The organism is Saprospira grandis, from assembly GCF_027594745.1.
GTDB lineage: Bacteria > Bacteroidota > Bacteroidia > Chitinophagales > Saprospiraceae > Saprospira > Saprospira grandis.
The window spans coordinates 2,714,020-2,735,627 of record NZ_CP110854.1; the positions used below are offsets into that span (position 1 = coordinate 2,714,020).

10 protein-coding genes and 1 tRNA gene are annotated in these 21,608 nt (G+C 47.5%); 6 read left to right on the forward strand and 5 right to left on the reverse strand.

Features of this window, described 5'->3' with window-relative positions:
* The first annotated feature begins 430 nt into the window (after positions 1-430).
* On the forward strand, positions 431-10,060 hold the full coding sequence (locus OP864_RS10775) for a T9SS type B sorting domain-containing protein (protein WP_270098198.1): 9,630 nt from the start codon (positions 431-433) through the stop codon (positions 10,058-10,060).
* Between the two features lie 479 nt (positions 10,061-10,539).
* Here OP864_RS10775 and OP864_RS10780 read toward each other — a convergent pair whose 3' ends face one another.
* From OP864_RS10780 to OP864_RS10800, 5 genes are all read right to left on the reverse strand, one after another.
* Positions 10,540-11,379, reverse strand: coding sequence for a hypothetical protein (locus OP864_RS10780; protein ID WP_270098199.1), 840 nt, complete (start codon positions 11,377-11,379; stop codon positions 10,540-10,542).
* 29 nt (positions 11,380-11,408) lie between these two features.
* Entirely contained in the window at positions 11,409-13,256 is a 1,848-nt protein-coding gene (locus OP864_RS10785) for a hypothetical protein (protein ID WP_270098200.1), read from the reverse strand.
* Between the two features lie 49 nt (positions 13,257-13,305).
* Positions 13,306-15,036, reverse strand: coding sequence for a tetratricopeptide repeat protein (locus OP864_RS10790; RefSeq protein WP_270098201.1), 1,731 nt, complete (start codon positions 15,034-15,036; stop codon positions 13,306-13,308).
* 1,249 nt (positions 15,037-16,285) lie between these two features.
* On the reverse strand, positions 16,286-17,017 hold the full coding sequence (locus OP864_RS10795; protein WP_270098202.1) for a phosphodiester glycosidase family protein: 732 nt from the start codon (positions 17,015-17,017) through the stop codon (positions 16,286-16,288).
* A 4-nt stretch (positions 17,018-17,021) separates the two neighbouring features.
* Positions 17,022-19,517 carry a TonB-dependent receptor gene (locus OP864_RS10800; RefSeq protein WP_270098203.1) on the reverse strand — a complete coding sequence of 832 codons (2,496 nt, stop codon included), beginning with the start codon at positions 19,515-19,517 and terminating at the stop codon, positions 17,022-17,024.
* Between the two features lie 115 nt (positions 19,518-19,632).
* Between OP864_RS10800 and OP864_RS10805 the strand changes: the two genes are divergently transcribed.
* The 5 genes from OP864_RS10805 (at position 19,633) to rpmA (ending at position 21,454) form a co-directional block, all read left to right on the forward strand.
* A complete protein-coding gene (locus OP864_RS10805) occupies positions 19,633-19,947 on the forward strand; it encodes a hypothetical protein (protein ID WP_270098204.1) in 315 nt (104 codons plus the stop codon).
* 27 nt (positions 19,948-19,974) lie between these two features.
* Positions 19,975-20,283 (forward strand): MarR family winged helix-turn-helix transcriptional regulator, encoded by a 309-nt coding sequence (locus OP864_RS10810; RefSeq protein ID WP_349294427.1) that lies wholly within the window; start codon positions 19,975-19,977, stop codon positions 20,281-20,283.
* 303 nt (positions 20,284-20,586) lie between these two features.
* Positions 20,587-20,676: transfer RNA gene (locus OP864_RS10815), tRNA-Ser, on the forward strand.
* Between the two features lie 141 nt (positions 20,677-20,817).
* Positions 20,818-21,123, forward strand: coding sequence for a 50S ribosomal protein L21 (rplU, locus tag OP864_RS10820; protein ID WP_270098205.1), 306 nt, complete (start codon positions 20,818-20,820; stop codon positions 21,121-21,123).
* A gap of 58 nt (positions 21,124-21,181) precedes the next feature.
* Positions 21,182-21,454 (forward strand): 50S ribosomal protein L27, encoded by a 273-nt coding sequence (rpmA, locus tag OP864_RS10825; RefSeq protein ID WP_015693039.1) that lies wholly within the window; start codon positions 21,182-21,184, stop codon positions 21,452-21,454.
* Positions 21,455-21,608: the final 154 nt, after the last annotated feature.

Genomic DNA, 21,608 nt, shown 5'->3' on the forward strand with positions numbered 1-21,608 from the left:
TCGGCCCTTCGGCAGCAAGCTGCCTCGGTCTGCGGCTGCGCCGCCCCCCTTCACATCGCTAGGCCAGGGCAGAACGGCCCGCTCAGAGCATTTTTGTCTCCCCAAAATAGCCCTAAGAACATCAGGAGATTATAAAAAAATAAAAACCTAAACGTTAAAACTCGATAAAAAGCAAGGGAAAAAGCGGATAAAAAATATACAAAATAGGCAAATACTGCGTTCTGAAGTTAAGCCAAAGTCAAGCCAGTGCTATCAAAAGCTTAAGGCCAAGCCGCCTAAACTGTTAAGGTTTTTATAAGCCTAGATTGAATGTTCGCTGAATTTTTGGGCCTATGCCCAAATATCAACTACTTTTGGCCAGAATTACAAAAGAAAAGTACAGAATCAGCCTTGGAAAACTGATTTTATTTTAAAATCAAAAGCAACTTAAATGAGCTCCCCTTTACGATTAGTTTTTCGGTATTTTGCCGTTATGCTTCTCAGCCTGTTTTGCCTGCCTCAACTCTATGCCTCGCATGGAGTAGCGGTAGACTTAACCTATGAATGCATTGACCCCGCTGTGGGCCAATACCAATTTACTTTGGTCTATTATCGAGATTGCGACGGAATTACGCCCTCGGCAACCTCTCTTTCTGTTACAGGAGGAAATGGCTGTGGGGTAACCACTAATATTACCCTTTCGCAGGTCTCCGTAACGGACCAATCACAACTTTGTGACCCTTCTACTTCTAGTTGTAATGGCGGTAGCCAACCCGGGGTAGAACAGTATATCTATCAAGGGGTAGCCACAATCGGTACCGGTTGCTCTAACCTAGTGGTCAGCTTTAGCGAATGCTGCCGAACTTCGGCCATCACTAACCTGAGTAGCACCGGAACCACTTATGTAGAAACGGTCATTAACTCGAACCACCCTCAATGGGGCGCACCTTGTAATAGTAGCCCCCAGTTTGGTCGGATTCCCGTACTTTATACCTGTGCCGGACAGCCCGCTTTTTATAGCCATGACGCCCAAGATCCCGATGGAGACTCTTTGGTGTTTTCTATTTCTGAACCCCTAGATGGGGCCTCTAGTAGTATTGCCTATAGCGCTGGATTTACCGCTACAGAGCCTTTTTGTACGAATAATACCTTTACGCTAGATCCTAGTACCGGGCAAATCGCCTTTACCCCCTGTGCCAACCAATCACAGTATGCTGTAGTCGGTTTCACCATTGAGGAGTACCGCAATGGCGTGCTCATCAATACTAGCCGAAGAGAGGTGGTTATTGTGGTCCTTAATAACTGTACAAATACTTCTTCTCAAATAGACAGTTTTACAGTAAACCAAGGCGTTTTAGATACTACAGGACTAGTAACCGCCATCAATGTTTGTGGAGGTAACCAATTGGACCTCTGCCTCAATGTTTCGGACCCCGATATTATTGACTCTTTGTCGATTAGCTCGAATATTGGAAATATTATCCCCGGAGCTACTTATACCGTTACTTATCCTACAGCTAACTTTAATGAGGCCATTGTTTGCTTTACAATTCCTACAGATAGTGTAGCTACAGGATCCTATACCTTTGTCACCTTTATAGAAGATAATGCCTGCCCCATTTCGGCACAGCAGGCTATCTCTTATAGACTGGATCTGGAAAACCTTCAGCTAGAGTTAAGTAAAGAGTTTATCTGCCCCAATAGCATAGATACGATTCAGCTAGAAGCGCTGGGCTTTGGTGGGGCTGCAGCTCCGGGGACCTACTCCTGGTCGCCAGCCGCCCTCTTCGATAACCCCAATGTGCATAATCCTACAGCTTATGTCCTCGACACTGTAGACCTAATTTGTACCTATACCGATGGCTCTTGTGTTCAACATGATACCGTAGATGTAAGCGCTCCTTTCCCTGCAGTAATCAACCCCATTCCAGATGTAACAGTTTGTAATGGAAATTCGGCTCAGGTCTTCGCTTCTGTACAACCCGGACCTGGACCACAGACCTTTACACTTAGCGGAACGGCAACCATTCAGCCAGACTCTATTCTCGATATTCCAATTACTACTTCAGGAATCGCTCCTGTAGATATTCTCTCTACCTCTATTCAGTCTGTCTGCCTAGATATGACTTGCGGAAACGGTTTTGTCCGTGACCTCAATCTTTTCTTGATTTCTCCTACTGGCTGTGTCTTACCCCTCATGAGTGGCCAAGGTGGAATTAACGATAGAGGATTAACTGGAGCTTGTTTTACCCCAGATGCCACACAGGCAATCACGGCTTATAACACGCCCTTTTCTGATATTCCTAATAATACAGACTTTATCCCCGTTGGTGCAAATGGCTTTGGAGGGCTCAACGGCTGCGCAGCTAATGGACAATGGGTTTTGCGGATTCAACATAATCTTGCCCCTAGTTTGGGTGGGGTACCTTGTACCGTAACCAACTGGAGCATTACCTTTAATGACCAATCTGCCGCTAGCTTTTATTGGTCACCTAACTATAATATTAGCTGTACAAATTGTGATAGTAGCATCATCTCTCCAACTGTAGACACGCAGTATCAGGTGATTGCTCAAAATACATTTGGCTGTAGCGATACAACGAACTTTAATGCTGTAATTGATACCGCTTATCCAGCGCCAATTATTGTTTGTGATTCGGTAACAGCTACAGATGTCTATTTCTCTTGGCAGCCTATTTTTGGCTCAGGAGGATATAGTATTAGCGTTAATGGTGGCCCCGCTTTTACTCAGGCCGTTACGAATACAACCTATTCTGTAGGAGGACTCACTCCTGGCCAATGTGTAGACTTAACCATTTATGCCCTTTCTGGAGGAAGTTGCGCAGATGGACCTTCGACTACACATTCTTGCTGTGCCTCTGGCTGTATTAACCCCATTACTTCTAGTACCGCAACTAGCTGTAATGGAACTTCCGATGGTTCTGCAACTGTAGCGCTGGCTTTTGCTACGCCCCCCATTGTTTATCAGTGGGATGCCAATGCCGCATCGCAAACAACAGCAACAGCAACTAACCTAGCCGCGGGAACCTATACTGTGACCATTTCTGAAGCAACGGGCTGTACCGCTACCGCAACCGTAACGGTATCAGAACCTACAGTCTTGCAACTGAGCAATACGATTAGTTCAGATTATAATGGCCAAAATATTTCTTGTGTAGGCGCAGCCGATGGAGAATTGACTGCCGCTGCCAGTGGAGGAACCTCGCCTTATAGCTATCTCTGGCCCGATGGCCAAACTACGGCTGTGGCTACAGGCTTGGCCGCAGGCACTTATTGTGTAACGGTCACCGATAATAATGGCTGTACCGCTACCGCTTGTGAAACGCTTACAGATCCTAGCGCGATTACTGCTACTAGCTCAACTACAGATGTAAATTGCTTTGGCGGAGCCGATGGTACGGCAACGGTGACCGCCACCGGAGGAACTGTAGCCGTTGATTATACTTATAGCTGGAGTACAACGCCAACTCAGACTACCGCTACGGCCACCGGCCTTAGCGCTGGAACTTATACCGTGACCATTACAGATGATAATAACTGTAGCATTACAGAAAGTAGTACGGTGATTGAGCCAACGGCAACAGTAACCGCTACGGCTGTAGTCATTTCTAACTATAATGGCCAAGATATTAGTTGCGCAGGCAGCTGCGATGGCGAAGCAGAGGTCCTTCCTGTTGGAGGAACTCCCGCCGCAGCTGGTTATCTATACCTCTGGCCTGATGGCCAAACTACGGCTATCGCCACAAATCTCTGTGCAGGCACTTATGCCGTAACAGTTACCGATAGCTTAGGCTGCTCTGCCGTAGCCAGCGTAACGGTAAATGAACCACTGCCGCTTTTGTCTATTATGCAGGCGAGTACAGATGTAAGCTGTAATGCAGGATCTGATGGTACAGCTACGGTTAGTGCAACAGATGGAACAGCTCCTTACACCTATAGCTGGAGCGATGCTGCAGCACAAACGACAGCCACTGCAAGCAACCTAGCTGCAGGACAATATTTTGTCACTGTTGAAGATGCCAATGGTTGCCAAACCCTAGATTCTGTAGTTATCAATGAACCCACTGCAGTAACCGTTTCTTTGGCCGTTAGCTCTAACTATAATGGTCAAGATGTTAGCTGTAACGGAAGTAGCGATGGAGAAGCTATTGCTACCGCTACTGGAGGATCAAGTGGATATACCTACCTTTGGGATGCTAACACGGGCAACCAAACAACTGCTAGCGCTACTTCACTAGCCGCTAATATTTCTTACTGTGTAACGGTCACTGATGTTAATGGCTGTACCGCTACAAGTTGTATTACACTGACTGAGCCTACGGCGCTTTCTGCCACTAGCTCAACTACAGATGTAAATTGCTTTGGCGGAGCCGACGGTACGGCAACCGTTGCCGCCTCTGGCGGAACTGTAGCTGTTGATCATAGCTATAGCTGGAGCACAACGCCAGCTCAGTCTACCGCTACGGCCACTGGCCTTAGTGCTGGAACTTATACGGTAACTATTACAGATGATAATGGCTGTAATATTACAGAAACAGTCACTGTAGTAGAACCCGCCGCTGCGCTAAGCTTAACCGCAGGAGTAATCTCTAACTATAATGGCCAAGATATTAGCTGCGCAGGCAACTGTGATGGCGAAGTAGAGGCCCTACCCACAGGTGGAACACCATCTGCTGCTGGTTATCTATACCTCTGGCCTGATGGCCAAACTACGGCTATCGCCACGAACCTCTGTGCGGGCACTTATGCTGTAACAGTTACCGATAGCTTAGGCTGCTCAGCTATAGCTAGCGTAACGGTAAATGAACCACTGCCGCTATTGTCCACTATGCAGGCGAGTACAGATGTAAGCTGTAATGCAGGATCTGATGGTGCAGCTACGGTTAGTGCAACAGATGGAACAGCTCCTTACACCTATAGCTGGAGCGATGCTGCAGCACAAACAACCGCAACTGCAAGCAACCTAGCAGCAGGACAATATTTTGTCACTGTTGAAGATGCCAATGGTTGCCAAACCCTAGATTCTGTAGTCATCAATGAACCCACTGCCGTAACAGTTTCTTTGGCCGTTAGCTCTAACTATAATGGTCAAGATGTTAGCTGTAACGGAAGTAGCGATGGAGAAGCGATTGCTACCGCCACTGGCGGATCAGGTGGATATACCTACCTTTGGGATGCTAACACGGGCAACCAAACAACTGCTAGCGCTACTTCACTAGCTGCTAATACCTCTTATTGTGTAACAGTCACTGATGTCAATGGCTGTACCGCTACAAATTGTATTACACTAACAGAGCCTGTGGCGCTTTCTGCTACTAGCTCAACTACAGATGCTCTTTGCTTTGCTGGTGCCGATGGTACCGCAACCGTTATTCCCTCTGGTGGAACGGCAGCTGTTGATTATAGCTATAGCTGGAGCACAAGCCCCACACAAACTACTGCTACGGCCACTGGCCTTAGCGCTGGAACTTATACGGTGACGATTACAGATGACAATGGCTGTAATATTATAGAAACAGCCACAGTAGGAGAACCTGCTACTGCTGTTAGTGCAACCACAAGCACAACCGATGCACTCTGCTTTGGTAGTGCAGATGGAACCGTAACGGTTCTTCCTACAGGGGGGACTGGACCTTATACTTATCTCTGGGATGCCACTGCAGGAAGCCAAACTACGGCTACCGCAACCGGATTAGTCGCTGGAAATTATTGTGTGACGGTAACTGATGTGCAAGGCTGTACCTTTAGTATCTGCGAAACTGTAGCAGATGGTATTGCCATTCAGTTGGCTGCAACAACTAGCCCCGCGCTCTGCTTTGGTAGTGCTGACGGTAGCGCAACGGTAATGGCTACAGGAGGCGCTACAGGATATACTTATCTCTGGTCTGCTATGGGCCAAACTACTGCTACGGCTACTGGCCTAGTTGCTGGCCCACATACGGTGACGGTAACTGATGCCAATGGCTGCGCTGTAGATACTACCGTAACGGTTAACCAACCTACCGCACTAACCACTCCTATCTTTAATAGCAGTACAATTAGCTGTAATGGGTTGACGGATGGAACAGCTACGGTGAGCACCTCTGGTGGAACCGCTCCTTATACTTACCTTTGGGAGAATGGCCAGACTACCGCAACGGCTACTGCCTTAGCTGCAGGGATGGAGTCCGTAACGATTACTGATGCCAATGGTTGCTTTATTATTGACAGTGTCAATATTGTAGAGCCAACAGCTGTAGTCTCTACACTAGTTACCGATTCTATTAGCTGTTATGGCCTTAATGATGGTCAAATTACAGCAACAACAACTGGCGGACAGCCTCCTTATACCTATAACTGGTCTAATGGGCAGTCTGGCTTCCAAATTAGCAATTTGCTTACTGGTCCTTATGATGTGACAGTAACTGATGCCAATGGCTGTTCTGTTACCCTTAGTACTTTTGTAGGCGAACCCGCTTCGGCTGTGGTGGTCAATATTATCAACCCAGTGAATCCTATTTGTGCTGGAGATAGTGATGGCGAAATGACTGCCGACGCTTTGGGTGGCACCCCAAACTATACCTTTATCTGGTCTGATGGACAAACTACAGCTACTGCCGATGGTTTAGCGCCAGGTACATATGCAGTGACGGCAACGGATGCTAGAGGATGTACTTCTTCGGCTTCTGCAACAATTACGGCACCTTCAGCAATTGTGCTCAACGTTCAACAATACTCGAACTATAACGGCGCAGCAATTAGCTGCCCCGGTGCAGCAGATGGAGCGGCTCAGGTTACGGCTAGTGGTGGCATTGCCCCTTATACTTATGCCTGGTCTGGCGCCCAAGCTCAAAATGGTACAATTGCTAGCAACTTGGCAGCAGGGACTTATGCCGTAACGGTAACGGATGCTTCTGGCTGTACCGCTATTGATAGCATCAGCTTAGCCGATCCAGTACCTTTGGATGCGACGATCCAGCAAGTGAATGTATTCTGTGCCAATGATTGCGATGGCCAAATTATCGCTACCGCCGTATCTGGAACGGGTACTTTGGGCGTAAATGGCTATGAATACCGCATTTTAGGTCCTGGTCAAACAGGCAATGTGTTTAGCAGCAATAATAACTTTACGGGGCTCTGCGCAGGGACCTACACGGTAGAGGTCCGAGATGGAAACAACTGTGTATTGCCCATTTCGGTAACGATTACGGAGCCTACGGCCATTCAGTTGAGCCTAAGCGATACGGATGTATCTTGTGCAGGCGGAAGCGATGGAACGGCTAGCGTAAGCGCTAGCGGTGGAACGCCTCCTTATAGCTACAACTGGGATAATGGTATGACGGGCACCACTATTACGGGCCTAATGGCCGGTACTTATGAGGTGACGGTCACCGATGCCAATGGTTGTGATATGGTATCTACTACAGAAGTAGAAGAGCCCGCCGCCCTAACGGCTAGCATGAGCGCCAATGAACCTAGCTGTAACGGAAGTACAGATGGTAATGCTACGGTAAGCGTACAAGGTGGAACAATGCCTTATACTTACTTCTGGTCAGATGGCCAAGGAACGGCGACCGCAGTAGGGCTATCGGCAGGAACGCATAGCGTAACGGTAACCGATGCCAATGCTTGTCAGCTCGTAGAAAGTATTGTGATTGGCGAGCCTAGCTTGTTGAGCACAACGATTACCACAAATACAGCCGCCTGTGCTGGAGCGAATAGCGGTAGCGCTACGGCCGTTCCCACCGGTGGAACAGCTCCTTATACTTACCTTTGGTCGGATGGACAAACTACAGCTACTGCAATGAACCTAGCGCCAGGCGCTTACTCTGTGGTGGTGGTAGATAGTCAAGGCTGTTCTGTTACAGAACAGGTCTTGCTACAAAATCCAGATCCTGTAGTATTGAGCTTTGTATCGAGCAGTAACCCTAGCTGTAATGGCGATCAAGATGGAACGGCTACAGTAGTGGCTAGCGGAGGGAATGCCCCTTATACTTATCTCTGGCCCAATGGCGAGACCACAGCAACGGCAACAAGCCTAGGCGCTGGCATAAATACAGTAACGGCAACAGATGCCAATGGCTGTAGCACGACCTTGGATGTCAATATGGTAGAACCTGCGGCACTAGTCGTCGATACGATTCGAATGACGGCGGTGAACTGTAAAGGGGGAGCCGATGGAACTGCCACGGTCTTCTTGAGTGGCGGAACCCTACCTTACAGCTTTGCTTGGTCCAACGGAATGACGGGCCAAAGTATTAGCGGTTTGGCCGCAGGGACTTATGTGGTCAGCGTAACGGATGCCAATGGTTGTGTGACCAACAGTCAGATTATAGTGACGGAACCCGCTAGTGAGCTAGTGGCAACCCTAAATACTGCGGATGCGCTTTGCTTTGGTGGGGCCTCTGGTCAAATTACGGCTATTGTGAGTGGTGGAACGCCAAACAGCAATGGAGACTATACTTATGCTTGGTCGAATGGAGCGAGCAGCGATGTGAACTCGAACTTGACAGTAGGTAGCTATAGCGTGACGATTACAGATGCTAACGGCTGTTCTCTGGTCCGTACGGCAACGGTAAATGAAAGCTCAGGAATCACGAGCCAAATTGTGAATGTAACAGATGCTAGCTGTAGTGGCAGCGCAGACGGAAGCGCTCAGGTGATGGCTTCAGGCGGAATAGGAACCTTGAGTTATCAGTGGTCAGATCCTTTGGGTCAGACGACGAATGTAGCGACTGGTCTTTCTGCAGGTACTTATTATGTAAGTGTAACCGACCTTAATGGCTGTACGCAGGTAGATACGGCAGTAGTGGGTGAGGCCTTGGCCTTGAGCATTACGGTAGCGATTGATGATGTAGATTGTTATGGAGCCTCTACGGGTTCGATTAGCATTACGAACTCGAATGAGCCTTTGCAGGCCAGTTACTGGAGCAATGGAGTTGTGGGCACAAGCATTACGGCTGTAGCTGCTGGCCAATATGGCGTGGTGGTCCAATCGATTAGTGGTTGTGTGGATAGCTTTAGCTACCAAGTGGGTCAGCCTGCGGAACTAGAGTTGAGCTTGAACCAAGTTCGCGCGGTGGATTGCTACAACAACAGTACAGGAGCTTTGGGCTCTACGGTAGCTGGTGGAACAGCGCCTTATAGTTATCTATGGTCCAATGGGGCGCTAACGCCTAGTTTGGATAGCATAGCGGCAGGCAACTATACGCTTAATGTGGAAGATGCTAACGGCTGTAAGGTAGATACAAGCATTAGCTTGGTGAATCCGACGGAAGTAGGTATTGGCAACCTCAATATCACAGGCGTAGCCTGTGTGGGCGATGCGAACGGAAGCATTCAGTTGGATGGAACGGGCGGATCGACTTTGTTGGGTGGCTATACTTATAGTCTAGATAGCTTGACGTTCCAGGGGGGGGACCTCTTTGTGGGCTTGGAAGCAGGGATTTATCCTTTGTATGTCCAAGATAACAATGGTTGTCTCTTTGATACTTTGGTGACGGTAGAAGCGGCAGATCCCTTCTTTATCACGAGCTTTGGTCCGGCCTTAGATTCGGGTGAAGTGGAGTATGTGCTAGAGTATGGCGATACCTTGACGCTGTTTGCGGACTTGAATGATACGACTGCAGCGAGCTGGTGGTGGACCGAGATTAACGCTGGGGTATTGCTAGATAGCAGTTTGGAGACTTCATTGACGCCTTATGAGTCGGGCATTTATCAGTTTACGGCTATGAATGCTTCTGGCTGTGTGCAGGATAGCTCGATTGTGGTGAAGATGGAGAAGCCTAGAAATGCCGCTGCACCTACGGCCTTTACGCCGAATAATGACGGGAATAATGACCGTTTCTTTATTCAGGGCGATGAGAAGGTGGAGCAGATTTTGGTGTTTAGAGTGTATGACCGCTGGGGGGAGTTGGTGTATGAAGGTCTGGAGCTAGATCCTAATGATCCTCAACAGGGTTGGGATGGTAGCTTTAAGGGCAAGCCAATGAATTCTGGGGCTTATGCTTGGTATGCTGAGGTGCTCTATATTGATGGAGAGACGGCAGTGATTAAGGGCGCAGTGAATTTGCTTCGTTAGTGCTGAGTTGATGATGTAAGTAAAGGGTTGTCGGGTTTTCCCGACAGCCCTTTTTTTATGGGGGATGCGCCCCGGAGGGGGGCATCGTAATGCTGGGCGCTTTGGCCTCCAAGGCCAAAGGAGCCCAGCCCCCAGGCGGGGGCGGCGCAGGGGAGGACTGGGCCTGAAATGGAATATATTGAGGGTTAGATTAGCTCAGGTGCAGAGAATGTTGTGGCTGCCGCCAGCCGCCGGCCGGGCGCGCTTGGCGCGAGCCTGCGAAGCTTGAAGGCGCGAAGCGGCTTGTAGCTGAGCAGTAGGGGAGGGTTGGCCTAGGGGCCTGTAGGGGTGGCCGCAGGCCAGACCGAGCCGCTGAAAGCGGCGAAGGGCCGAGCAGACTTGCGAGCCCCGCAAGGGCCCGGCCGCCGAAGGCGGCAGGCCCCAAAAAAAAGAGACCCTTAAAAAGAGTCTCTTAGCTAAAAATTAGTAGGATGAGCTCCTTAGAGCTGCCCTAAGAAAGTACGGAAAGGATCATCGCTGATGGGGGCGAAATCGCTATCCATAGGGTCTTTGACCTTATCAACCTTAGCGCTGTTGGTAGCAATTTGGTCTAAAATCGGTAGTTTGGCCTTAACTTCAGCAACAACTTGGTCTAGCTCTTGAACCTCGGCCTCCTCTTTAGCCTCGGCCAAAGCGGCCTGGGCATTGGCAACATAAGCTGCAAGATTGACCGAATTGATGACCTTAAGTCCTGATTGTACAGACTGAATGAGGGTGTCTGTCACGATAGTAGAACGAATATCGGCTAGTGGTTGCTCTAGCTCGGCAATCACAGGATCAATGCGTTTAATCAAGGCTTGGCCATTCTCGATGAGGGCCGCCAAACGCAAGGCCATGCTATTATCTTCTAAAGCCGTATCTGAACTAGCGGCGGCTACTGCGGCCCCTTCTGCCGCGGCCTCCTCTAGACTATCAACAAAATAGGCTTGCAGCTTACATTTTTTAAGTAAACTCTTATTGAGCGCTTTGAGTACCGCAGGCTTTTGGCCCTTGCCCAACTCTGCCAATAACTGAAGGTTGCCCTCCGCATCTAAACGGCATTGGCCCGCAACAAAAGAAGCCGATTTTTTTTGTTCCTTGATGTATTTTTTCCAGGCAGAAGGAACCCCCTCGCCAATATACATCAGCGGCGATTTCTCTTCTCCAAAATCAAATTCCGTGTCATAGAAAAACTTGACTGGGCTACTTAGGTCGCCCTTAACAGCTTGCTTGAGCAACTTAATATTAAAATCTGTTCCTTTCTCTTTTAAGAAATCTGGACTTTTAAACTTCGCTTTCATAATCAGTTGATTTTAAGTGGGATGAGGCGTTAAAATTTGGCGTACTCAGCCTTTAGGGTTTCTAGCTCCTGGGCCGTAAGCGGCTCCATATCAATGGTTTTGCTCGTTAGTTTTGAAAACTTATCACTGAAGAACTTTTGCATATCTTCAATGAATGGGTATTCCACCAACCATTCGCCCTTGCTGATATCAAACTCTTTGGCGGGAAAAGGAACGTCTTTTTTCTGGAACGGAATATGAGCGTGCATACTAGCCGCCCGCTCTACATTCAAAATAACGAGTTCATTGCCTTTTTCTGGATATTGTAGCTTGGCCTCGGCAGGAATGCCGATCGTATCCAAAATAGCCTTGATGATAGCTGTCGCGCCAATCGCAAATTCTAAGTAGCCCTTAAAGCTCAAGCCACCTTTTAGTTCAGCATCAAAGGCAAAATTAGTCGCCGCAGCAATGTTGCCCTTATTCAAACTAACCGCAGCCTCTCCTCCAATTGCCGCCTCTGCAGCCAAAACGGCTCTAGCCGATGCCTTGACGATTTTTAAGATAGCCACATAGATGCCCAAAAAGGCTTTGGCCTCTGCAGTAGCCGAAGCCCCAATGTTTCCACTAACGACTTTTTCAATATTGGGATCAAAGAAGTTGTGTAGGGTCAATGCACCAGCTACCTCAAAAGCTGCCTTGAAGGCCGCTCCCAATTCTAAGCCTGCATCCACAAAGCCCACATCAAAGAGTGGAACATCTAGGTTGACCTCATAGTCAGGAGTCGATATTTTATACTTTAATAGGTCTCCTGTAGAAATAGTAGGCTGTTGCCCTTCTTCTGTAGCTTGGCCATTGGCTTTCTCTATCAAATATTTCCCGGCAGCAGCCCCAAAGTTTTCATAGACCCAATTGGCCAAACCAAAGGTCTTGCGAATCCAGTCAATCTGATCAGGTACTGCTGTAGCTTCTACCTGCTCAATAACCGCTTGGGCACCCTCAGGATCAGCTTCCTTAAAGGCATCTTTTAAGGGCTCTATATATAAAATGTCAAATTTCTCTAAACTGGCCTTAACCGAAGCATCCGCCTGCCCCTTATTGCTCAGGGCTTTCACTTTGTCATCTAGCTCTTCCTGAAATTGGTCGCACTTACTCAAAGTACCATTGGGCTGATGCGCTTCCCCATACAAAAGAGCCAAACCAAAAGAATCCGCTAATGGTCCTAAGTTGTCTTTGGTCAGCTTCTTTAAAGAACCCTTGGTGGCCGAACGACTGAAAAATCCCTCGCTATGATGATAGTTCTCTGCCGCATCTTTAAACTGTGCAGTCAGCAGATCAATATCACTCTGTTGAAGGGATCTGTAGTCTATGGCTTTCAAGCTGCTCAAAAATTGCTTGAGGTGGTTGGTCGCCACAGTAAGCGCTTCCTTTTTATCTTTATTGCTTTCAACGGCAACCATTTTTTCAAGCGTCTTGAGTAGCTGGCTGGTGTTGGCCGCAACAAAAACTTTATCTTCCTTGATTTCTCGCTCTATCATCTTACGATAAAGACTGTACGTCATAAAGGGCGACTTTACCGCATTGAGCTTGTCTCCTAGGGCTTCTTCTACATAGGATTGTATGAAGGATTCCTTAGACCGAATGTCGTTCTCTAACTGCTTGGCTTTTTGCAAAACTCTAGTAAATTCAGCCCCAGGATCAGACGCCTGACTCAGCCTTTCGACAGGGTTTCCTGCTAAGTAGCTCTCTAAGGTCTGTAGCTGTTGCTGGATGTTTCCTTTTTCCTCCTGGATCTTTTCATCCAAGTATTGCTGACAGTCATTTAAATAAGTTTGCAGCTTATTCGCCGCAGTCTCAAATTCTTGCAGCTTAGCTTCAAATTCTTTTACTTCTTGGCTCATAATGTAATTTTACTTTAATGAGGACTCCGCCTCAAATGGGGAATGTTAATTAGGTATTCATTTCGGCAATAGCAGCTTCAATAGCTGGCATGTAGTTTAAGGCCAAGGCCTTTTTGTTCAATTTCTCTAGCTGATCCGCCGAAGGCTGCTCTACCGGATAGTAGTACTTGGCCGCCGAATCTACTTCTAGCACGGGGTAGTGCAAGAGCAATTCTCCCTCAAAAAAGGAGATGCGCATACTGCTCGAACTGCCGCCCTTGACCGGCTGAAGAGTTAACAAAATAGCATGCTCCGACTCTACTTCTACACGGTAATAGGCTTCTAAGGGAACTTCGGCCCCATTTTCAAAGAAAAGTAATCCCTCTGGAGTGATCAATAGCATTTCCTTAGACATTTTGTCCAGTACTTGCTTGCTCAAAAAGGCAGGCAGCTCTAGAAGCTCTTTTTCTGAGGCCGCTATGATTTTTGACATATTTGGCGTCCAAAGCTGACCAAAAGCTTGTTGCAAAATTGGCGACTCTGCATTACGCGCAAATTCTGCCTCATATTTTGCCCGGATTTTATCGGCACTGTTGGCCCGCACTTTCTGTAGTTGCTCCGGATATTTTTCTTCTAAATAGACGGTTGCCTTGGCAAAGCCCTGTTGGTCGGCCCTGATGAGCATCTTAACGGCATTGTTCCGATCCCCGTTTTTAGTATAGACTACCCCCAAATGATAGTAGAGCTCAGCCAGACCCATGCTGCCCGTTTCCTTAATCGCAGCAGTCAAATCCGCCGCAGCTCGATCATATTGCTTGGCCTTGGCAAACAGTAAACCTCTAGCTTTAAGTAAGCGACTAGCCGCACCATCCAGTTTTAAGGCCTGACTATAGTCCTGCAAAGCTCCCTTGAGGTCTTTCAATTGCTCTTTGGCCTCCGCCCGCATCTCAAAGTATAAAGGCTGCTCTTCTCCCGCAATCAAAGCATCATAATCCGCTACCGCTTTGGCCCATTCCTCGGCCTGTACCAAACGATAGGCCCGCTTTTTTAAGACGGTGGTTTTCTCTTTTTCACTCAGCTCCAAAGCCATGGCTTTGTCATAAAGCGCAATGGCCGCCTTTGCATCTGGCTCAATGGCCGCCAAATTCAAGATGTAAATTATTTCTTCTGGCAAATGCTGATGCAAAAGCGCTAAACTCGCCTTGTACTCCCCTTTGTAGGCCGAATCTGTTTGATACAACCTTAAGCGAAGCTTCTCTATATTGAGCTGGAATTTTTCTTTCGGAAAGTACTGCTCCAAAAAGGCCAAAGCCTCCGCTGTAGACCTAGACCGCTGATAAATATCTACTACCGATACCGCAATCTGCTCTTGCTCATTCTTGGCCAATTGATCCGCCTGCATCGCTTTTTGATAATGGAGCAAGGCTTTGTCATAAAATAGTTGATCCAATAGAATATCTCCCAAATAAGAATTCGCCTTGGCATGGGCCGGATCAATTTCCAAAATAGCCTCCAAATGATTTCTAGCGCTAAGCTTACTGCCAAAAAGAATTTCATGCTCGGCCAAAAGAAGCAATACGGCTAGGTTGTCTGGCTCTTTTTCCTGGGCCTTAAACAAAAAATACTCATATTTTCCGTTTTTCTGAGCCGCCTTGGCCGCCTTGGCCAAAAGCAATAAGAAGTCAATGTCTAGCTCCTGCTCATACTCAAAAATTAAGGGCGCCCCCTGCTTGACTAAAGCCTCAAATTCTTGCTGCTCAAATAGTTGCTCTAAAGCAGCCCTTTTTTCTATAAAACTCATAGAGTGGTTGTTTCTGGGTTAAAAATGGAGGAATGTTGCTATAGTTCGCGGCCCTTTGTGACAAGCCTTTTAATAGCTTCACCTATAGGCCTTTATAAGATAGTGTTTTTTATGGAGCTCCTGCATTTTTGTTCAACTAGTTTGCCGTTTTGGGGCTGCCCCTCCCTGCGGTCGGGTCGGGCTATGTCGCAGCTCGCTGTTCGCTCGGCCCTGCGGCAGCAAAGCTGCCTGGGTCTGGCCCTGCGGGCCACTGCTTTCTATCCCTCAGCCGCACAGCCAATTTTTTAGCCGAGCTTTTTTCTTCGGCGGCTTTGCTGCTCTCCCCTAATATGCCGACAAAAGAAGGCCCTGAATGCTCCCGAAAATTAGGCTACTGACCCAAAAAACTAGACTAGCCCTCCCAATGGCTAGGGATACTCCTCCTGATGGGTAGAAGAACCCCTTTCGAGGGGTAGAGGAACCCCTTTCGAGGGGTAGAGGAACCCCTTTCGAGGGGTAGAGGAACCCCTTTCGAGGGGTAGAGGAACCCCTTTCGAGGGGTAGAGGAACCCCTTTCGAGGGGTAGAGGAACCCCTTTTGAGGGGTAGAGGAACCCCTTTTGAGGGGTAGAGGAACCCCTCCCGATGACTATTCATAATTTTGTGTGTCCAAATAAAACTTGGGCCTTTAGCTTGTCCAGATTCAGCTAGTAGTCGCCTAGGGGCTTGTCCCTAAATCTCCTATAGATTTTATGGGGGCAATACAAAGATCGAATTAAAGCCCTTGCTTACTTTTATTAGAATTCCTTATGGGCCGATGGTTTTAACCATCGGCCCATTTTTATTGCAGTTAGTATGGCCGCTTTTGTTGCTGTAGGTTTCAACCTACAGCTAGGATAAAATATCAATCAGGGCCTAGGGGTTAGGCGCAGAAAAAACGTTAAACAGGCCCAAAAAAGGAGGGCCAAAACCATAGTTTTGACCCTCCTCTCTAAATCAGGAAAGCAATTAAGCTTTAAAGTAATGGGTTTTCTCTCTGCCTTAAACGGTTTTACAGGCCCGAAGGGCCGCAGGCTGAGGGATGGATAAGGGGGGCCGAAGGCCAGACCGAAGCCCGAAGGGCTGAAGGGCCGAGCAGACCTGCGAGCCCTGACACAGCCCGACCCGACCGATAATTCATGAGGGTTTTAACCCTCATTTTGTATAAGCTCGCAAAGCGATGCCGCTTTGCGCTGGGTTTCAACCCGGCGGAAGGGGCAGCCCCAAAAAAACTAATTGGCAGGAAGATATAAAACAGGGCCCAAAGGCCGCCGATAATCAGCTAAACGACCGATCCCCTGCATATACATCTGTGAAATTACCCCATCAAAATAGAGGGCAGAATGGCACTCCAACTCTTGAAACAACTGCGCAAAACGATAGAAGTTAATGGGGGCCAAAGACTGGATCAGATGCAAACGGCCCAAGCTATCGATGCCCAAGCCATTTCGGATAAATTTGTTCTTAGACGAAGGGCGAAAAGCAGGATGGATCTCTCCCTGATAGAGCAATAAGGGGCCCGATTGACTGGCCCAAAAGGCCTCGGGCTGCATTTGGGCATAGTCGGGACTAGGGGCAATGCCTGCCCGCCCCAAACGGTCTAGCCAAAATACCCCATTGGGCTGTAAAAAGAAGTTGCCCCGCCCTTCGCCTAAAACCAAAGGACGGCGCTCTTCGCCCGCTAGGACCAATAGGCCCACCGCCTCATAATTGGGATGAAACATGCCCGCATTCAGGGCCAAAATGGGGGGCTCCTCCTTAAAAAGTTGGGCCAAAGAACGCCCCTCTGCCGACAGCAGTTTTAGGCGCCCCAATTGCTTGGCCGACAAACGAGCATAGGCAAAGGACTGGCTGTAACCCTCAAATTCTCGCCGCTCCATCAAAAGGCCCTCATCACTTTCTGTAGAAAGTGGAGCCTGCGCTTGGCAGGCCCAACAAATCAATAAGAAAAATAAATATCGCATCTAATTAGTACTGAATAATGACCCCAATAGAAGGCACCGTTACCGAGCTCGTATTGTCTATGCTTCTGAGCAAATAAGCAGCATCGGGCTGTCCCTCATTGATAATCGTTACGGGCTGATCGCCATCATCGCCCTGCTCCAAAATTAGGCGGGGCTGACTAGCCGCCTGAGAGGGGAAATTCTGCAAATCAAAGTAGAGCTGTAGGCTCCATTTGGGAAAATACCATTTATAATCTACCCGAAAATCAACTCCATAAAATAAATTGGTCCGCTCGCTATTGAGTTGGCTGTAATCTCTAAGTCCCTCATTAAAGCTGTTCCAGTTTTGGACCAAAGCAGAAAGGCTGTCATTATAAGGCGTATAAGGTAAGCCCGTCTGCATACGGATATTTAAACCCAATTGCAATTCCTGATTAACCAGCGCCTTAGTAATGGCCGATTTTCCCTTGGCTTCTCGCTTTTCATTGCGGGCCTTGCGAATCTTTTGGTTCATCATCGGAATCGTTTTGCCCAAGGCCGCATTCACAATATGACGGCTATCCCAAGAAGAAACCACATAATCTCCCGCCTGATTTTTAAACTCAGAGCGGCCCAAAGTATAGGCCAAAATGCCATAAAAGCCTTTGTAGAGGCGCTGTTGAAACAAGAACTCTAGTCCATAACTACGGCCCTCTCCACGATCATCTAGAGGGGCAGCGCCCACCACGCCAAAATCAGCCCCAAAGTTGGCCAAGGCAATCTGCTCATTGAGCAAAAAGGGATAATTGTTATACTTCTTATAATAGGCCTCTACCGAAATCTTGCTGGCCGTTTCACTCAAATAACTAAAACCCGCCACCAACTGCTGATTGCGGATAAACTTCAGGCGATCCTGATTGGCCAAACTCCCATCATTGCTTCTAAAACCAAGAGCCGTATAGGCCGGCAGCTGATAGAAAATCCCCGCATTGGCATTAAAGCTAATCTGAGGCGTAATGGCATAAGAAAGGGCCAAACGAGGCGAAAACTGCTCTAGGGGATTGGCCATCAGCTCCGAATAACTATTGCCATCCAAGCGCATCCCTACAGAAAGATTTAGGCGGTCCTGCAAAAACTGCTTGCTAATTTGACCAAAAGCCGCATACTTATGAAAAAACAGCTCCGTCTGATAACTCACTAGCTGAGGCGAGCCGCCCACCAAGGCTTGCAAATTGCTGCGGTTAAAGTAACGAACGTATTGATAGCCCAAACCATAACTCAGCTTGTAGTCGCCCTTCAAGCGAAGACTATGCTCTAAACGCAATTTATTCTCACTCTCCTGAGAGTTGTAATCAAAGGTTCTGGGCAGACTCTCGTCATTTTCCTCATGCTTGAAAATATCATTGTTGAGCATATTTCTACTCAAAACAAAGGTATAATAGCCATTCTTCTGAAACTTCTTATAGACCGCGCCAATGGCATAGTTCCATTGGTTGTTCACCGGAATATTATCCAGTTGATAGCGCTGCTCTGGGGTTTCATTAGCATCCAAATTGAGCTTGAAACGGTCAATGGCCCCCAAACCCGTTACATAAAATAGGTCCTTATTGGGCAGCTTGTATTGCCACTTAAACTGAAAATCATTGTAGGTGGGCAAAAAAGAAAGCCCAATGGCATCAAATAAAAATTGGAGATAAGACTGACGAGCCGAAAGCAATAGGCTGTGGTTCTTGTTTTTGTCTAAAGGCCCCTCTAAGGCCAAGGAAACATCCGTGGCGCCCACACTAGCCGTTAGCCCCAAACGGTCGTCTCGGGCATTCTTTTGCCGAAAATTAAAGACCGAGCTCAAACTATTGCCCCGATTGGCCGGAAAAGCCCCACTAAAAAAGTCTACCTCCGAAATCAAATCCACATTGAGCAAACCCTGTGGCCCACCCGAAGCCCCCTGAGTAGCATAATGGTTAATGTTCGGTACCTCAATATCATCCAAAAAGAAGCGGTTCTCATTAGGCGCTCCCCCCCGAATAATTAGATCGTTGCGAAAAGAATTGGTGGTGGTCACCCCAGGCAAAATCCGAATGACCTTAGAAATATCTCGGTTTCCCCCCGGATTCCGCTGAATCTCCGCCGTTCCAATGGTCTGCAAAGAGGTCGGACTCTCCGCTTTTTGCTTAAAGGGAGAGGCCTTAATCACCACTTCTTCTACGGCTTCGCTTTCTTCTTCTAAAAAAAAGTCGATATTAGCAGGCCGAGAGTTGGTCACTTGAATTTCTGATTTGGTCTGGCTCTCATAACCCAAATAACTTACAGTAAGCGTATAAAAGCCAGGCTCCAAATTGGCAATTTCATACTCCCCCTCCAAATTACTGATACCGCCAAGGCCCAAACTAGGGATACCCACACTAGCCCCCATAATAGGTTGGCTGTTTTTGGCATCTAAAATTCGTCCTTTAATCAAGCCGTTTTGTCCCCAAATAGGCAGCGACAAAAGAATGGAAACCATCCAAATACTCCCTAAACTAAAGTTTTTTAGTGCGTTCATGCTCTTTCTATACAGTTTTAGCGTTTAATATGCAGCGGAAACACAACACTTTTTGATTTGTTTAATTTTGTTGAAGATTTACCGCTGAATCATTCAACAAATATGCTTTTATAGTATGATGAAATACGATCAGTTGATTCGTTTGTTGCCTTATTTGGCCGCATTCGAAGAGGAGGGACCTAAGGCCGATTGGACCGCCAAGGATTTTGCCTACTGGATTCTAGAACAGGATATTGAGGTGGATAATGTAACCGATTTAGAGCCAGCTATGCCTCTGCAAGGCGACCTAGCCGCCCAAATTACTCAGTTAGTTACCCTTAATTATAAATATCTTCGCTTTTACCTCAAGAAAAAGTTTAAAGATGAGCCCATCTCTACCATAGATGAGTTTGGCTTTTTGGCCAGCCTATTGGTCGATGGAACCATGTAAAAAAAACAACTCATCGATAAAAATACGATGGAGTTTAGCTCGGGCATGGAAATTATCCGCCGCCTGAAAAGAGGCCAGTTCATTAGCAGCCGCCCCGACCCCAGCGATGGCCGGGCAAAGTTGGTCTCCTTAACACAAAAGGGGGAGGCCCTCATTATGCAGCTTTTACCACAAATGGGACAGCTCGGCCAATTGGCAATTGCCCCCCTCAGCCCCAAGGAACAACAGCAGCTGCATTACCTGCTCCAAAAACTAAATGTCTATCATAATCCCATCTTTTACCAAGCTCATCAAGATGATATGCAAGCTATTTTAGCCGAAAAATTAGGGGAGTAGTCTTTTTTGGGGCTGCCCCTCCCTGCGGTCGGGTCGGGCTGTCTCGCAGCTCGCTGTTCGCTCGGCCCTGCGCCAGCAAGCTGGCTGGGTCTGCGGCTTCGCCGCACTGCTGCCCATCCCTCAGCCAAGGCGCTGCGCGCCTTTCTAGACGCAAAAAAATAAAATTTCTTTAGGCTGAAAATGAGGGAGTTGCCGTTTTTACTTCAAAAAAGTTAGGTTTTTTTTATAGAAAAGTTTGGACAAACCAAATAGCTGCCCTATATTTGCAATCGCAAGGACGGAACGATATCGTTCTTCTACGCAGGAGGTTTGGCAGAGTGGTCGAATGCGTCGGTCTTGAAAACCGAAGACCCTTCACGGGGTCCGGGGGTTCGAATCCCTCAACCTCCGCCACAAAAGCCTGATGGTTAACCATCAGGCTTTATTTTTTTGGGTCAAAATTTCTTTCTTTCTCAAAAGAATATTATTTTTGCCCGCTGCCAAAAGGCAAGTACACAATTTTATTAATTATTCATTTTCACTCATCCAGGTAAGATGTACGCAATCGTAGAAATTAAAGGACAACAGTTTAAGGTGAGCGAGGGTCAAGAGATCTTTGTTCATCGTCTGGATGCTAAAGAGGGCGATCAAGTTACTTTTGATAAAGTACTCCTCCTAGCAAAAGACGACACTTACCAAGTTGGTCAGCCTACCGTAGAGGCTAAAGTTAACAGCACAGTATTAGAGCACCTAAAAGGTGACAAGGTAATCGTTTTCAAAAAGAAACGTCGTAAGGGCTATCGCAAGAAAAACGGTCACCGTCAATCTTTCACAAAAATCAAGATTGACAGCATTGCATAGGCTTATAGCTATGCGAAGTTCATTATTTGTTAAATTAGTACGCTAAACATATAAAGTCATGGCACACAAGAAAGGTGTAGGTAGTACGGACAACGGACGGGATAGTAACAGTAAACGACTCGGTGTAAAGAAATACGGCGGTCAACTCGTTCGCTCTGGAAACATTATCGTTCGTCAGCGTGGTACAAAATTCCACCCCGGCGAAAATATGGGTAAAGGTAGAGACTTTACTCTTTTTGCACTCTGCGATGGTATCGTAGAATTCAAGAAAGGCTATAAAAATCGCACTTTCGTGAATATCATTCCTGCAGAAGTAGAAGTGGTTTCTTAGGAAATTTCACATCAATGATATAAAAAAGCTTTCTTTGACCCTTGGGTTGGAGAAAGCTTTTTTTATTTTGAGGGGCAAAGCCCCTTTTTCGCCCTTTAGGGCGCACAATTGGCCACAACAAAGCCTTTAGGCTGCAGTTCGACGACCAAAGGGA